Source organism: Hanstruepera ponticola, from assembly GCF_012931685.1.
In the GTDB taxonomy this organism is placed as follows: Bacteria; Bacteroidota; Bacteroidia; order Flavobacteriales; family Flavobacteriaceae; genus Hanstruepera; species Hanstruepera ponticola.
The window spans coordinates 931,119-947,039 of the sequence record NZ_JABANC010000001.1 but is presented as its reverse complement, the minus strand read 5'-3'; the positions used below and the strand labels follow the sequence as shown (position 1 = coordinate 947,039).

Below are 15,921 nucleotides of genomic sequence, written 5' to 3'. Positions count from 1 at the left end.
TAAGTATTTCAAAATAGTTTTACGAAAACTAAAACTACATTTATGAGAATCCTTTTATTATTTCTTGTCATACTTGAAACAAATCTGATCTTCAGTCAAGATAGTATCCCTTCAATTGTTTTTAATAATCTAGATACCAACTATAAGGACTTTGTTGTTCTCGAAAATGATGTCTATGCCATCACTAAAGGTGATAGTTTAGTAGCTTGGAACACTCAATCAAATAAAGTTAAATTAATTAATAGCAATAGTAATTCAATTACCAAAAATTCTAAAAATGAAATTTTTGCAGGTTTATCTGATGGTAGAGTTATTGTGACTAGCAGTAATCAAATAATTACTAAGGTTCCTGAAGAGGAATATATTTATTTTATTTTAATCGATAATAACAATAAATTGCTTATTGTTACAAATAAATCATTCGTTCTAGATGGAAAGATTTATCAGCCTAACGATAAAAATTCTCGTTTTTTCTGGAGGTCTGGATATAGAAAACCTTCAAACAGTTTAATTAAGCCAGATACATACTTTTTAGATAGTAAAAACAGGTTATGGCTTGGCTATGATTCTGGAGAATGGGGTGGAGATATGTGTTTTTTTAATCTTAATACTAAAGAGTTTTTTTGTGACGATAGTTTAGGCTCTATATATAATGATAAATATGGAGATTGGCCAGAAGATGATTCAATAATTTTTTCAGAATTTCCTGAAAAGGTAGTAATAACAAAAACTGACACTTTGATTAAGTTTCCTCATAACCTTTACACATCTAATATTAAGGGAATTACCGAAGATCGTGAAGGTAATTTTTATACAAGCGAAAGTTTAATGCACTTTTTTGTTGATGGCAGAATTGATGTTTTAAAGAAAACAGAATTTGAAGATTTCTATAAAAATGAATCTTTAAAATACATTTTAGAAAACGAAACTTCTATTAAAGAATATAAAAATAAAGATGGGGATTTCATTTCTTACACTAAAATGGATATTAAAGAATATTTAGGCCCAATATCATATAATCCTTTTGATTATTCAGTGTATTATTACACTAATAATGGCTTCTTTAGGATAATAAAAAAAGATGGTAGCTATGATAAAGAGTTAATTTTAAACCCTACTTTAACGTGGAAGGCAGGTTTGCCAAATGCTGTTGGATATCAAATGTCTGTTAAGAAATTTGAGTTTTTAGATAAAAACCGTTTCGTATTTTTGACAAACCTAAATGGCATAGGGTATTTTGATGGACAGAAAATAAAATACTACAAATAATACAATGCTTAACATAGAAGACATTCGCAAAGACTTCCCCATACTTTCAAGACAAGTCAATGGCAAACCTCTAGTCTATTTAGACAATGCGGCCACATCGCAAACACCAAAACAGGTTATTGATTGTATCGTTGATTATTATTCAAATTACAACGCCAACATCCATAGAGGCGTTCATACCTTAAGTCAGGAAGCAACAGATAAATATGAAGCTGCTAGGCAAACTATTCAAAAGCACTTTAATGCTGAAAAAGCACATGAAATCATTTTTACCTCTGGGACAACTCATGGTATAAATTTAGTTGCCAATGGGTTTTCGTCATTATTAAAAAAAGGAGATGAAATTATTGTTTCAGCATTAGAACATCATAGCAATATTGTGCCTTGGCAAATGCTCTGTGAACACACAGGTGCCATTCTAAAAGTCATTCCTATGAATGAATACGGTGAATTGGTCATACCTGAATATGATAAGCTGTTGTCCTCAAACACAAAATTAGTTTTTGTAAACCATATTTCCAATGCTTTAGGAACCATAAATCCCATTGAGGATATCATTGAAAAGGCTCATCAGGTTGGTGCAGCTGTTTTAGTAGATGGTGCACAAGCATGCCCTCACGTAAAACCAGATGTTCAAGATTTGGATGTTGACTTCTACGTAGCTTCAGCCCATAAAATGTGTGGCCCAACAGGTGTTGGTATATTATATGGAAAAGAAGCTTGGCTAAACAAATTACCGCCTTATCAAGGTGGTGGTGAAATGATTGCTGAAGTAACTTTTGAAAAAACTACTTATGCTGATTTACCACATAAGTTTGAAGCAGGAACACCAAATATTTGTGGTGGTATTGCCTTTGGAACTGCTATAGATTACATGAATGAAATTGGTTTTGATAACATAGCCAATTATGAAAATGAGTTATTAGTTTACGCTACAAAAAAACTACTTGAAATTGAAGGCTTAAAAATTTACGGCACTTCAAAGCACAAAACCTCTGTCATCTCTTTCAATCTACAAGGTATTCATCCTTATGATGTAGGCACCATACTGGATAAATTAGGGATTGCAGTAAGAACGGGTCATCATTGTGCGCAACCCATCATGGACTATTTTAAAATACCTGGAACTGTTAGAGCTTCCTTTGCATTTTACAATACCATATCAGAAGTTGATACATTAATCGAGGGTGTGAAAAAAGCTAAAATGATGCTAACATAAACTTAACTTTTTGACAATCAAACACTAACACCCAATGGGTGTTTTTTTTATTTTTATAAGCAAAATGCATTTCGTCGAAAAATTTAATATTTTTTTATCAATCATGTTAATTTTTTCTTAATTAATTATATATTCGGCAATATTTTTAACCAAATTTTACATAATTATGAAAAAAACACTTCTTGGTATGGCTGCTCTAGCTCTACTATTTGGATCATGTAATGATGATCAGGAAAACAACATTTCAAACAATGACCAATCAAAAATTGACATGAGTGATTTTTATGTCTATACAGATGCAGATATTGATGAAGCTGCAAGAATTGCAGAAGGAAAATCAAAATCATGCTATTCAATGGTTAACTTAAATAGACTATTGAATGAGAACCCTAATTTAGAGCAAACCATGTTTGACATTGAGTATCAAACAAGAAAATCTATTGCGGCTAAAAAACCTGATGGAGCCGGAAATGGTAATGGCAATGGTGGAGGAAACAATGGAGGTGGAGACCCAGATCCAGGATTTACTGCTCCTGTTTCAATTCCAGTAGTTGTTAATATTATTGAGCAATTTTCTGGTCAAGTAAGTAACCAACAAGTTAGTTCTCAAATAGCTGTATTAAATGAAGATTTTAATGCTAATAATTCTAATGCTAACCAAGTTCCTTCTGAATTTGCTGGTGATATTGCTGATTGCGGAATCTCTTTTACGCTTCATACAGTAAATAGAGTTGTTAATACACGTTCTTCTTGGGGAACCAATGATGCTATGAAAGACAGTGGTCAAGGTGGCATTGATGTAACTGACCCATCAACATATTTAAATATTTGGGTATGTGAAATAGGTGGTGGAATTTTAGGATACGCTCAATTCCCTGGTGGACCTAGCTCTACTGATGGTGTTGTGATTGGAACTGATTATTTTGGAGAAAATAATGCGGGAGGTGTTTACGGACATGGAAGAACTGGCACTCACGAAGTTGGTCACTGGTTAAACCTACGTCATATCTGGGGAGATGGAAACTGCAGAAGAGATGATTTCGTTGCTGATACACCAACATCTGATGCACCAAACTACGGTTGTCCTTCTTACCCTACTGTAAATTGTCGTTCTAATGACATGACCATGAACTATATGGATTATGTATATGATGATTGCATGTATATGTTTACAAACGGTCAAAATACTAGAATGAGAGCCTTGTTTGAATCAGGTGGAGCACGAGCTTCTTTAGCCGGAAACTAAACTTTATTTATATATAAAATTTAAAGACGCCAACTTTGGCGTCTTTTTTGTATTATTATATATAATATTAAAATTATAACAAATGAAATTCACGTTTATCTTAACTGTTTTTATTTCAATTGCTTCATGTGGAAACTCAGAGAAAAAAATCAATGAAAATGCTATTTCAGAAAATTTTCCGAATGGCAATTATAAAATTGGCCTTATTAACGACTCCAACGAGGCTTCATCTGAATTAACAATCATATTCAATGATAGTTTAAAAATGGTATCTGGTTATTCTGGTTGTAATAGGTTTACTAGCTCCTATGAAATAAATGGTTCGAACATAAGAATTGGACCACTTGCTGCTACAAGAATGTCTTGTCCTGAAGAAAAAAATGCCGTTGAATCCAAAATGCTGGAAGCCTTAACCAATGCTAATAATTTTCTTATTGATGATGAGACTATAACCCTAAAAAAAGATGATACTAACGTTATTACGGCTTTTCAAACACAAAACAATTTAATGATTACCTATCAAGCTTCTACTAGAGGTTTTTTTGAAAAAATCTGGATTAATCAAGAACATATTAATTTTTCAAATGATTATAACCTTGATGTTAGTGAGAGTAGTGAATACCCAGATACTCTTTGGAATGAATTAGAAAAAATGGTTAATGAATTAGACCTTGATTCATTATCAAATTTAGAAGCACCTTCAAAATCAAGTCATCATGATGCAGCAGCAGCAGCTACATTACAAATTGAGCTAAATGGGAAAACCTACAAAACACCTATTTTTGATCATGGGAATCCACCAAAATCAATAGAAAATATCGTGAATAAGGTTTTATCTATGAAGAAAAAGGCAGAGAAACAATAGTTATCTGTATTTTTGTAGAAAATTTGAGTTAATGACTATTGAAGATATTCAAAACGAAATAATTGATGAGTTTTCTATGTTTGATGATTGGGAAGAGCGCTACCAATACATGATAGATTTAGGTAAAACATTACCACTTATTGATGACCAATATAAAACGGAAGAAAACATCATAAAAGGATGCCAAAGTAAAGTTTGGGTGCATGCTGAAATGAAGAATGAGAAAATTATTTTTACTGCAGATAGTGATGCCATAATAACTAAAGGAATCATTGCTATTCTTATTAGAGCTTTTTCAAATCAGTCGCCAAAAGCCATCATTGAAGCCAATACTGATTTCATAGATGAAATTGGATTAAAAGATCATTTATCCCCTACTCGCGCTAATGGTTTAGTGAGTATGATAAAGCAATTGAAAATGTATGCCATAGCATACCAAACACAACTACAATAATTATGAGCGAAACTATAGATACAACCGAACTAGGTGAAAAAATTGTTAAGGTTTTAAAAAGCATTTATGATCCTGAAATCCCTGTAGATATTTATGAATTAGGCCTTATTTACGATGTATTTGTAAATGAAGATTATGATGTAAAAATCCTCATGACATTGACAACACCTAATTGCCCTGTGGCCGAAACATTGCCATTAGAAGTTGAAGAAAAAGTAAAATCTTTAGATGCTGTGAATTCTGCAGAAGTAGAAATTACTTTTGACCCACCTTGGAGTCAAGACTTAATGAGTGAAGAGGCAAAACTAGAACTAGGCATGCTCTAAAGCTATGGCAGATGATATTGTAAATCGCGTAGCGAACAGTAAATTAGTTACATTCGATTTGGAGGATTATTATCCAACAGGCGAACGGGTCTTATTAGATATTTCAAACTGGCTTTATGAAGGTATTGTCCTTCGTGAAAAAGAATTTAGAGCCTACGTATTGAGTCATAACTGGTCTCAATACCAAAACCAATACGTTGCTGTTAACTGCTCTACAGATGCTATTATTCCTGCTTGGGCTTATATGTTAATATCCGTTGAACTTCAACCCTTTTCTAAATTAACTGTTGTAGGAAATTTAGAGGCTTTGGAAACGGTAGTTTACCAAGATATTATAGATAATTTAGATATCTCTGACCTAAAGGACAAACCCATAATTATAAAAGGCTGTTCTAAAAAGCCCGTCCCTTTAAATGCTTACAGCATGATTTCAAGCAAGTTAAAACCAGTAGCAAAATCTATAATGTTTGGTGAAGCTTGTTCAAATGTTCCATTATTTAAAAGAAAGTAGTATTTTTGCTTTGTTATTAATCTAATTATAGAAACGCTATAATTAATCCATTTTTATTCTTATGAAAAAAATCTTTACACTAGGTTTCATGCTGCTTGCGACAGCTTCATTTTCGCAAACTATTGACGAACTAAAAGAAGAGAAATCTCAAAAACAAGACTCAGTTGATGCTATTCAAGGTAGAATTGATGATTTACAAAAGCAAATAGATGAATTTCCAGGTTGGAAATTTGGAGCTTTCGGTACTATTGGAGCAAGTTTTTCTCAATTTAATAATTGGTACGGACAAGGTACGCCAAATAACTCATCAGGTAATATTACAATAACGGCTAACCCATTTGCCAAATTGGATCGTGAAAAATATTTTTGGTATAATACAGCCAACATAAACTTGAGTTGGGTGAAATTTGATGATAAAGATGACCCGACTGATGATGATAGCTTTAGAGAAGCTAATGATGTGTTTAGTGTAACGTCACTTTACGGTTACAAATTAACCAAATCACTTGCAGCTTCTACGCTTGCTGAATATCGCACCACATTAATTAACAATTTTAATGATCCAGGATATTTAGATGTTGGTATTGGTATTACATGGACTCCAATTGACAACTTAATTGTTGTGGTACACCCATTGAACTACAACTTTGTTTTTGCTGATAATGATGCTATTTTTGAGTCATCTTTCGGTGCTAAAGTAGTAGCCAACTATAAGAAAGAATTTGGAGGCTTGACTTTCAACTCTAACTTATCAGCATTCATGAGCTATGAAGATTCAAACCTATCAAACTGGACATGGATAAACTCGTTGAGTTATAAAGTATGGAAAAGTTTAGGTCTCGGGTTTGAAGTAGGATTAAGAGATAACAAGCAAGAAGCTGTTAATTTTGCTTATGGAAACTGGGATCCAATGGGTACTCAACCAGAGCCTACTTTTGATAATGTAGATAATGACTTACAAGTTTATACAACGTTTGGTTTGAGTTATTCATTCTAACATACGATACTATTTATTATAAAAAGCGACCAATTAGGTCGCTTTTTTAATTCCCTTTAAATTCTTTTTTCTTCTTTTTGCTTTTAAACAATCGCTGAAAAAAGTTATCCTCCTTTTCTAACTTACAATCTAAATCATTTAAAACTTCTGCGCTTGGTTTTTCAAACTGACTTTGAGTTATTTGTTTGAATTTAGAGTCGTTGTTAAGTTTCTGGTAGAATTTAGCAAATAGTGGTAAAGCCGAATTAGCCCCTTGGCCTAAACCTGTAGTTTTAAAACCAATATTGTAATTGTCGTTTCCCACCCAAGTTACGGTTACTAGTTTTGGTGTTAGACCTACAAACCAACCATCCTTATTATCTTGTGTGGTTCCAGTTTTCCCAGCTATAGCATTATTAAGTTTATATGTGGTCCTTAATCTGGATGCTGTTCCTTGATTTATGGTTGATTTCATCATTTCTAACAACACTTGACGTGTATAATCACTATAAGCTTCTTCCTTAGAAACTTGAGGTTCAAATTCTGCTATTACGATTCCCGCTTTATCGGTTATTTTAGTAATTGCATAAGGTTTTACAGCCATACTTTTATTCACATAACTGGCATAAGCACCTGTTAATGTTTTCAAATTAATTTCGGCAACACCTAACGCTAAGGCAGGTTCTTGAGGTAAATCCTTAACGATACCCATTTTTTGGGCTTGTTCAATTGTGGCTGAAATGCCCACATCATTTAAAACCTTTACAGCAATCGTGTTTATAGAATGACTTAAGGCCTTTTCAAGATTATACTTGATATTTTCATCTTCTTCTTGACCAGAATTGGTTGGTGTCCAATTATCATAATTGGTGTATGTTATGGCTTTCACGTCATAATAAGAGCATGGTTTCATCCCTTGTTCAATAGCTGTAGTATATACAATGGGTTTGAAAGTAGAGCCTACCTGACGTTCACTTTGTGAAACATGATCATACTTAAAAAAACGATAGTCAATACCGCCTATATACGCTTTTATAGCTCCAGTTGAGGGATTAATTGAAAGCATCCCAGTATTTAAAAACTTTAAATAATGTGATAAACTATCTATTACTGAAAGTTGTTCAGTTTTGGTATCATTCCAAGAAAAGGCTTCAATATCTCTAGGTTTTGATAAACTATCTTGAATGGCGTCTTCTGATAAACCAGATTCTGCTAGACGTTTATAAATAGGCAAGTCCTGAAGTGATTTTTTAAATATAGCTGATTCAGGTCTCCAAGGTGCACGAGTTCCATAAGACTTTTCATATTCATTTTGCAACTTGGTAAGATGATTGTTCATAGCTTCTTCCGCATACAATTGCATGGTAGCATCAAGTGTCGTATGTACTATTAAGCCATCTATGTAAATATCATAAGGCTCACCGTTTGGTTTTTTAATAGTTTTTAATTTTTCAATAAGTTCCTTTTTAACCTGTGCTCTAAAATATGGTGCTAATCCCATATCGTGATTAAAAGAGTGGTAGTCTAAAACCAGTGAATCTTGTTTTATGGCTTCGGCTTGTTCTTGGTCAATAAAGTCATACTTCAACATTTGATTAACAACCACATTGCGTCGCAATTCACTACGAGTTTTGGAAATTCTAGGATTGTAATAATTGTTGGCTTTTAAAGTTCCAACAAGTGTAGCTGCTTCAGATAAACTTAATTTGTTAGCAGGTTTATTAAAAAACTTTTGTGCAGCACTTTCAATACCATATGTATTATCTGGAAATGGAACGGTGTTTAAATAAAGCGTTAAAATATCTTCTTTAGAGTAAATAGATTCTATACGTTTGGCTGTTATAGACTCTTTAAACTTATTAATAAGTATCCCGAAAGCTAAATAATCTTGTCTGCCAAAAAGGTTTTTTGCTAGTTGCAAGGTAATAGTACTTCCGCCTCCAGCAGATTCATCGTGAAGTAGGATGTTTTTAAAAAAAACGCGTAATAAACTTCTATTATCTATACCATTGTGCTCATAAAAACGTACGTCTTCCGTCGCAATTAAAGCGTCTATTAAGTGTTGTGGAAAATCTTTATATAGCAATGGCTGTCTGTCATAAATATAGTATTTCCCTATAAGTTTTTGATTACTATCCAAAACTTGAGTTGCTTCAGCTTGTTTTAAAGTACTTAAATCCTGCTGTGTTGGTAGTTTCCCGAATAAGCCCAAATAAGTCAAGCCATACAATAGCGTAAGAAAAAGAACAGCAGAAACCAATAGTATCATTGGCCACTTTACCCATTTTTTCTTAAATAATGCGCGTAGTTTTTCCATGTTTATTTTAACAAACGACAGATTACTTGATTTATTAGAAAGTTGTCAGTTAACTGAATGTTAATAATTACTATTCTTCCTCATAGTTGTAGTCTGGGTACAAAAAGTGATTGTAAGGAAAACGGGTGACATGAATTTCGCGAACCTCATCATAAACACGCTTTTTAAAATCTTCTAGGTTTTGCTTATTCAAAGCCGAAATGAACAAAGCGTTATTTCCAATGCGATTCATCCATGTTTTTTTCCATTCTTGTAAGCTATAGTTAGCTTTAGTACGTTCGGTTACCAAATCGGTGTCATCAAAAGGTTCAGCTTCATAAGCATCAATTTTGTTAAACACCATAATGGTTGGTTTGTCTGCACTATCTATTTCACCTAATATTTTATTTACAGATTCAATGTGTTCTTCAAAATTAGGATGTGAAATATCAACGACATGTAATAGTAAATCGGCTTCACGCACCTCATCTAATGTACTTTTAAAACTTTCCACCAATTGCGTTGGTAGCTTACGAATAAACCCAACCGTATCAGTTAACAAAAACGGTAGGTTTTGAATAACCACTTTTCTGACTGTAGTATCTAAAGTTGCAAACAATTTATTTTCAGCAAAAACCTCACTTTTACTTATGGTATTCATAAGCGTAGATTTCCCAACGTTTGTATAGCCAACTAAAGCTACACGAACCATTTTACCACGATTACCACGTTGCACAGCCATTTGCTTGTCTATGGTTTTAATTTTAGCTTTGAGTAAGGCTATTTTGTCGCGTACAATACGTCTATCTGTTTCAATTTCTGTTTCACCTGGACCACGCATTCCAATCCCACCTTTTTGTCTTTCAAGGTGAGTCCACATACCTTTTAAACGTGGTAATAAATATTCACATTGTGCCAATTCAACCTGCGTTCTGGCATAACTGGTTTGAGCTCGTTGAGCAAAAATATCCAAGATTAAATTGGTTCTATCTAGCACTTTACAATTGAGTATTTTGCTAATGTTCCGTTCTTGTGCTGGAGACAGTTCATCATCAAAGATAGCTGTTCCAATATCATACTCTTCGATAAAAGCCTGAACTTCCTGCATCTTACCTGTTCCAATAAATGTTTTAGGATTAGGCATGTCCATTTTCTGTGTAAAGCGTTTTAAAACTTCACCTCCAGCCGTGTATGTTAAGAATTCCAACTCATCTAAATATTCTTTAGATTTATCTTCATCTTGGTTTTTTGTTACTATTCCAATTAAAACAGCGCGTTCTAATTCTATGTCTTTCTTTTCTATCATAATCGTCAAAATATAATACAAAGTTACAATGATAATATGTAATGTATTCTAATTTACTGTATTCTTATGATTAAATTAGTATCTTAATCACTGATTGCATTGAAAATTATAGCATGACAAAATCATTGTTTACAGTTGCCTTTTATAACCTAGAAAATTTATTTGACACTCATGACGATATGTTAACCAATGACAATGATTTTTTGCCTGATTCGGTTAAGCGTTGGACACCTAAACGCTACCAAAACAAACTGCGGAAACTAGGCTTTGCTATTTCTAATATTGGTAAGGAAGAAACAGGGAATCCACCAGCATTAATTGGTTTGGCCGAAGTGGAAAACAACTTGGTGCTTGACGATTTATTAAATTCAGAGCATTTAGCAAATAAGCCATATGATTATGTTCACTTTGATTCGCCTGATGAACGTGGAATTGATGTGGCGCTGATTTATGATACAACGGTTTTTGAAGTTGAAGTATCGGAAGTTTTTCCTGTACATATTTACGATGATGATGGTAGTATTGACTATACGCGTGACATATTGTTAGTAAGAGGTATTTTGAATGCAGAACATGTTCATATAATGGTAAATCATTGGCCTTCTAGACACGATGGCGAATTAATAACTGAACCAAAACGCCTATTAGCTGCTGAAAAAGCTAGCGAAATTATTCAGAGTATAAAGCTTGAAAATCCAGAAGCTAAAATTATTATAATGGGTGATTTTAATGACGATCCTTTTAGTAATAGTATAAAACGTCTTATGCAATCAAATGATTTATACAATCCTATGACAACGTTATTATCAGATGATTCCGGAACGACACGTCATTATAATGAATGGAACTTATTTGATCAAATTATTTTTAGTACTAACTTTTTTGAAACCGCTCAAGGTAAGCTGTCCTATAATGGAGCAGCTTTATATGATGAAGATTTTTTAAAACAATATCGTGGTCCTTTTAAAGGCGCTCCTTTTAGAACGTATGTTGGTAAAAAGTATAAGGGTGGCTACAGTGACCACTTTCCTGTTTATATTATATTGGAAGAGAATTAGAAATAAAAAAGCCTGCGTTTCGCAGGCTTTTTTTATATTATAACTTCAAATATTAGTTTTGAACCAACACTCTAAAATTATCGATTTCATAGTTACCATCAATTGTATTCGCTGAATTATCTCCACCTATATACTTAAATGCAACATAGGCATTTCCTGAATAACCACTCAAATCTATTAAGCCTGAATCAACCCAGTCTTGATAATAAACATCATCAGAAACTATTGTACCAGGTAATGTTGTCCAAGTAGCAGTTGCTATACCTGCTTCTGTGCCATCCCAATCAGTTGAAATTAACAATTCCAATTCACTATCATCATCAAAGCTGTTTGAAGTCTCAAAATTAACAAATTCTAAATCTTGAGAATCTAAATCAATTGCTGGTGAAATTAACCAAGCAATGTTACTAGGATCACCAGAATTGTAAGCTCCCATTGATGCTATTTTACTTCCAGGGTTTCCATTATCAGAAGTTGTGATAACTCTCCAGTTAAATCCACCTTCTTCTGCATATGCAGTCCAACCATTTCCACTAACTGTAGAATTGTTAGTCATTGATTCAAAATCTTCTTCAAAAACAGCTGTAAAGTCATCAATACTTAATGGCGTACAAATGGCACCGTCAAAATTTACATCTTCAGTTGAATTCAATGCTAATACTAAATTACTACCGTTAAAGGTTTTTGAAACAACTGCAGAAATACTTCCTCCCATACCCACTGGTAGTGGTTGTTGAGCAAAATCAGCAAATGAACTTGTTTCTAATGGAAAAGAACTGTAACCAAAGCCTTCACAAGCCTCTAATTCTCTTGTTGTATCAAAATCATCAAATGGGTCAACATAAAATTCACCGCTTAAATATGATGGGAAATGAGCGTTTTCAATCATAACATACATACCAATGTGTGAATCATCAATTTGCGAAAAAGTAACTGTTAATGGTTCCATTACTTCAGTTACTTGAGATCTGAAAATTTTAGCAGGTACTAAATTTTCTGTTAATTGCTCTACTTCATTATCAGCATTTCTATCACCACCAATTGTTATCACGCCATCACCTTCACGCACTTCTCCAATAAATAAACCGTTCAGGTTAATATAAACTTCTCTTCCAAAATTAAATTGGTTGTAAGAGTCAACTTGGTTTAAGATAACTTTAATAGCGTCTGTTGGGTTTGAAGGACTGTCTTGAATAAAAAACTCTTTGTAAAAATTACCTGTTCTATCCGAAGAAGACACGTAACCTTTAACATAAACATTAGTTGTTATTGCTGTTACCTCTCCTGGAACAAAATAAGATTTTGCTTCAGAAACCGTGATAGCTGTTGAATTTGCAATTAGGTTATTTAATCCTATGTTTTCTTCATCTCCAAGACTTTCAGGAACTGTGTAATCGTCATCTTGTACACATGAGGTAATAGCTATTGTTGCTATTAAACCAAGTACTATTGTAAAAAATCTATTTGTTTTCATTGTAATACTATTTTAATTAATTTTTCTTTTTCGTTTTTAGAATCTAAAGTTAACATTTAAAAAATAAGTTGTACCACGACCATACCAATATTTTGGTCCAAATACACGTTTAGGATTAGAATTATCAGCCAATAATTCGTTGTAATTGGCATTTCTACCTTGTTCAAATCCACCTGTTTTGTAGATTTCATCTAGCAAGTTATTAATACTTGCAAATAATCCCACATAATAATCTCCAATTTTCCAAGATTTTCCACCTGTTAAATTTACTACCATATAATCACCAAAATCTTCTTGTTTTAGTAAGTCTCTAGCTATTTCTGGATCGTAATTATTAATTGGCAATCCATCTCTATCTAAATAAAAGTTTTCAGTACGTGTCAACGGACTAATATCTACATAAGCGTTGTCAAAGAAATTAGCTGTAGCACCAAACCACCAATAATCTGGGTCACGATATTCAAATCCAACTGAATAAGCTTGTTGTGGCCCACCAGAAACTTTATAATCTTTAATATTTGCCGTATATGTATTTGTTCTACCAAATATAGAAGACGTTAAATACAAATCTGGATTGTTATCATATGTATATTGACCAATAGAAGCTACACCTTTTAATTTAATAGTTGGTGTCACTTGGGCTTCTAGACCCAATTCTGCTCCAATATGTTTTTTATCAACACCTTGCAATACTTCTTGAACAAATGCAGTTGTTTGGTTAATTGAAACCGATTCATTTCCTACCGTATTAATATTTGCTAAACCATCAGCAAAATAAAATGCTATTTCATTGGCATCTTGAATCTTGGTGTAATAACCTGTTAATTTTGCTTTTACAATTGGAGAGCGATAAATATAACTAACATCAACAGAAGCGATCTTTTCTTCTGTAATATTTGATACAACATCATTGTTTTCTCTAACGTTAGAATAGCTATTTCTTAATGTTGGTGCTTTAGTTAAATAACCTCCATTTACATCAATTAAGTGCTTTCCAGTAATCTTATAGGTAAGTCCACCTTTTGCTCCAACTCCAGTAAATGTCAATTTTTCACCTTTACCATATGAATTTGCGAAAGCTGAATGTTCCCATAAACCATTTCTTTGATAGGATGTACTAGTTAAGCTAGCAGATGCATAAAAATCTACTTTACTGTATTTAAACTGTGCTTGTGCATAACCTGATATTACAGAAGCATCAATCTCATAATTGTAACGAAACTTATCACCTTCACCTACAATTCTGTCTGGGTTTCTTGCATCAAATTGAAAACCATCAAAGTTATCTACATTCAAGTAACCTGTAGAACCCAATAAATCAATGATATTTCCGAAGTTTTCAGATTTAAAATCTTTATAAGTAAAGGCTGCATTAATTAGAATATTTTCATTTATTTCTGTGTTTAAAATAGAATTTAATGTTAATTGAGTATCATCAGTTCTATCTTCATATAACACATAGGCACCTGGTAATCCGGCCGCATTATTTGTGACGTTTGCGTCTAAAATACGCTCCCAATCTATTTGTCCATCATTAATAAACTCTTGTTCAGCCAAATAAGCGCCTTCATAATCTGGACCATCATCATCGGCCAAGAAATAACTAGGCAAATCTTGATAGTAAGCAGGACTTGGGTTACCTCCACCAGCAAAGTCTAAACGACTATTACCTATTTTACCAAACTGATATCCAACATTGGTGTTTAAACTCGTTTTACTACTTATGTCCCAATAATGGTTTAACATTAAAATAGGTTCAACAACTTCCTTTATTCTGGAATTACGCTTTTCACCATCTAACCAACCCCAATATTCATTATACCTTATATCTTTTAAGTCATAAACCTCTTGTGTATTTGGTGATGATTTTCCTCTTCGGTTTGGCGTGTAAATTGAAGTGAAATTTAAACTGTGTTTTTCTCCCAATTTCTTTTCAACTGAAGCAAAAAATGAGTTAGCATCGTATAACGTTCCATCTTGATAACCTTCATCTCCCCAACGTCTGCCAGCCATTATAGTGTAAGCCCAACCACCGTCTAATAATCCTGAAGAGTAACTGGCCATAATTCTATTTCTATAACTTCTATTAGAGGAAGAGTAAGTAATTCTACCACCTTCTCTATATTGTGATGCACGAACATTCATATTAGTAGTTCCTAATATTCCACCAAAATTATAGCTTGACGGTTGTAAACCAGTGGTTAATTCTTGGTTTCTTAATACATCATTCAATCCTCCCCAATCACTCCATTGTGGTCTACCATCAAACATTTTATTCATCTCAATACCATTTATTAGTACTGAACCATTTTCAGAATCTAAACCTCTTACTCTAAAAAATGATGAACTAAATTCAAATGCAGCTGTACGTTGAAAGACATCTTGAGATGACTGCAACAAACCAGAAATATTATCTAATCCTGCACCATCATCATTTAATTCATCGTCAGATAAACTAATAGTAAATAAATCGGCTGCTGAATCTTTTAATAAGGCCATGTCTTGGATATTTACCGTTTGACCTTCATTAATTACTATAGGAAATCTTTTAAAAGAATAACCATCTTTAGAAATTCTTAATATTTGTTCTCCCAAAGGTAGATTTGAAGTAAATTCAAAAGCTCCTAATTCATCTGTTTGAGTAATTAAATCCGTTCCTTCAATAACAACCGTAACATCTGCAATGGGTTCTTGTGAAATTGATTCTGTTACACTACCGGTTACAATAGTTTGTTGCGCATGTATAGTAAATGCTGAAAAAATTACAAATAAAAAAACAATTAAACTTTTTTTCATGTTAGAAATTATAGTTAAAAAATAGATTTTGCATTAATTTTTGATTAATTAAGCCTGCAAATTTACATTTTTTCTAATAAATATCTACTTTTGGCGTAAGATTTGTAATACCATAACAAAAACGT

General features: G+C 33.0%; 13 protein-coding genes. 9 read left to right on the top strand and 4 right to left on the bottom strand.

Annotated features, from left to right (window positions below; all coding sequences use genetic code 11):
• Positions 1-42 precede the first annotated feature (42 nt).
• The 8 genes from HGK31_RS04195 (at position 43) to HGK31_RS04160 (ending at position 6,887) form a co-directional block, all read left to right on the top strand.
• Positions 43-1,269 (top strand): ligand-binding sensor domain-containing protein, encoded by a 1,227-nt coding sequence (locus tag HGK31_RS04195; RefSeq protein ID WP_191858614.1) that lies wholly within the window; start codon positions 43-45, stop codon positions 1,267-1,269.
• Positions 1,270-1,273: 4 nt separating this feature from the next.
• Positions 1,274-2,488 carry an aminotransferase class V-fold PLP-dependent enzyme gene (locus tag HGK31_RS04190; protein WP_191858613.1) on the top strand — a complete coding sequence of 405 codons (1,215 nt, stop codon included), beginning with the start codon at positions 1,274-1,276 and terminating at the stop codon, positions 2,486-2,488.
• A gap of 166 nt (positions 2,489-2,654) precedes the next feature.
• Positions 2,655-3,734 carry a zinc metalloprotease gene (locus tag HGK31_RS04185; RefSeq protein WP_191858612.1) on the top strand — a complete coding sequence of 360 codons (1,080 nt, stop codon included), beginning with the start codon at positions 2,655-2,657 and terminating at the stop codon, positions 3,732-3,734.
• Positions 3,735-3,816: 82 nt separating this feature from the next.
• The gene (locus tag HGK31_RS04180; RefSeq protein WP_191858611.1) at positions 3,817-4,599 is read left to right on the top strand and encodes an META domain-containing protein; all 783 of its coding nucleotides are present in this window, start codon (positions 3,817-3,819) and stop codon (positions 4,597-4,599) included.
• Positions 4,600-4,630: 31 nt separating this feature from the next.
• On the top strand, positions 4,631-5,053 hold the full coding sequence (locus HGK31_RS04175; protein WP_191858610.1) for a SufE family protein: 423 nt from the start codon (positions 4,631-4,633) through the stop codon (positions 5,051-5,053).
• A gap of 2 nt (positions 5,054-5,055) precedes the next feature.
• Positions 5,056-5,379, top strand: a complete 324-nt coding sequence (locus tag HGK31_RS04170) for an SUF system Fe-S cluster assembly protein (RefSeq protein WP_191858609.1) — start codon at positions 5,056-5,058, stop codon at positions 5,377-5,379.
• A 4-nt stretch (positions 5,380-5,383) separates the two neighbouring features.
• On the top strand, positions 5,384-5,890 hold the full coding sequence (locus tag HGK31_RS04165; protein WP_191858608.1) for a DUF2480 family protein: 507 nt from the start codon (positions 5,384-5,386) through the stop codon (positions 5,888-5,890).
• A gap of 61 nt (positions 5,891-5,951) precedes the next feature.
• A complete protein-coding gene (locus HGK31_RS04160) occupies positions 5,952-6,887 on the top strand; it encodes a DUF3078 domain-containing protein (protein WP_191858607.1) in 936 nt (311 codons plus the stop codon).
• Between the two features lie 46 nt (positions 6,888-6,933).
• Here HGK31_RS04160 and HGK31_RS04155 read toward each other — a convergent pair whose 3' ends face one another.
• Positions 6,934-9,183 (bottom strand): transglycosylase domain-containing protein, encoded by a 2,250-nt coding sequence (locus HGK31_RS04155; protein WP_191858606.1) that lies wholly within the window; start codon positions 9,181-9,183, stop codon positions 6,934-6,936.
• 70 nt (positions 9,184-9,253) lie between these two features.
• The gene (gene hflX / locus HGK31_RS04150) at positions 9,254-10,468 is read right to left on the bottom strand and encodes a GTPase HflX (protein ID WP_191858605.1); all 1,215 of its coding nucleotides are present in this window, start codon (positions 10,466-10,468) and stop codon (positions 9,254-9,256) included.
• Between the two features lie 113 nt (positions 10,469-10,581).
• On the opposite strand from hflX, the gene HGK31_RS04145 reads away from it, so the two are divergent.
• Complete coding sequence (locus tag HGK31_RS04145; RefSeq protein WP_191858604.1) at positions 10,582-11,526, top strand: endonuclease/exonuclease/phosphatase family protein; 945 nt, start codon at positions 10,582-10,584, stop codon at positions 11,524-11,526.
• 52 nt (positions 11,527-11,578) lie between these two features.
• Here HGK31_RS04145 and HGK31_RS04140 read toward each other — a convergent pair whose 3' ends face one another.
• Together HGK31_RS04140 and HGK31_RS04135 are read right to left on the bottom strand one after the other, a co-directional pair.
• Positions 11,579-13,000 carry a DUF5689 domain-containing protein gene (locus HGK31_RS04140; protein WP_191858603.1) on the bottom strand — a complete coding sequence of 474 codons (1,422 nt, stop codon included), beginning with the start codon at positions 12,998-13,000 and terminating at the stop codon, positions 11,579-11,581.
• Positions 13,001-13,036: 36 nt separating this feature from the next.
• On the bottom strand, positions 13,037-15,796 hold the full coding sequence (locus HGK31_RS04135; protein WP_191858602.1) for a carboxypeptidase-like regulatory domain-containing protein: 2,760 nt from the start codon (positions 15,794-15,796) through the stop codon (positions 13,037-13,039).
• Between the last annotated feature and the right edge of the window lie 125 nt (positions 15,797-15,921).

Bases quoted from the DNA above. Each gene is read 5' to 3' on its own strand.
- HGK31_RS04140 (WP_191858603.1), bottom strand. From the start codon at position 13,000: ATGAAAACAAATAGATTTTTTACAATAGTACTTGGTTTAATAGCAACA.
- HGK31_RS04135 (WP_191858602.1), bottom strand. From the start codon at position 15,796: ATGAAAAAAAGTTTAATTGTTTTTTTATTTGTAATTTTTTCAGCATTT.
- HGK31_RS04190 (WP_191858613.1), top strand. From the start codon at position 1,274: ATGCTTAACATAGAAGACATTCGCAAAGACTTCCCCATACTTTCAAGA.
- HGK31_RS04185 (WP_191858612.1), top strand. From the start codon at position 2,655: ATGAAAAAAACACTTCTTGGTATGGCTGCTCTAGCTCTACTATTTGGA.
- HGK31_RS04170 (WP_191858609.1), top strand. From the start codon at position 5,056: ATGAGCGAAACTATAGATACAACCGAACTAGGTGAAAAAATTGTTAAG.
- HGK31_RS04180 (WP_191858611.1), top strand. From the start codon at position 3,817: ATGAAATTCACGTTTATCTTAACTGTTTTTATTTCAATTGCTTCATGT.
- HGK31_RS04155 (WP_191858606.1), bottom strand. From the start codon at position 9,183: ATGGAAAAACTACGCGCATTATTTAAGAAAAAATGGGTAAAGTGGCCA.
- HGK31_RS04195 (WP_191858614.1), top strand. From the start codon at position 43: ATGAGAATCCTTTTATTATTTCTTGTCATACTTGAAACAAATCTGATC.
- HGK31_RS04165 (WP_191858608.1), top strand. From the start codon at position 5,384: ATGGCAGATGATATTGTAAATCGCGTAGCGAACAGTAAATTAGTTACA.
- HGK31_RS04175 (WP_191858610.1), top strand. From the start codon at position 4,631: ATGACTATTGAAGATATTCAAAACGAAATAATTGATGAGTTTTCTATG.
- HGK31_RS04160 (WP_191858607.1), top strand. From the start codon at position 5,952: ATGAAAAAAATCTTTACACTAGGTTTCATGCTGCTTGCGACAGCTTCA.
- HGK31_RS04145 (WP_191858604.1), top strand. From the start codon at position 10,582: ATGACAAAATCATTGTTTACAGTTGCCTTTTATAACCTAGAAAATTTA.
- hflX (WP_191858605.1), bottom strand. From the start codon at position 10,468: ATGATAGAAAAGAAAGACATAGAATTAGAACGCGCTGTTTTAATTGGA.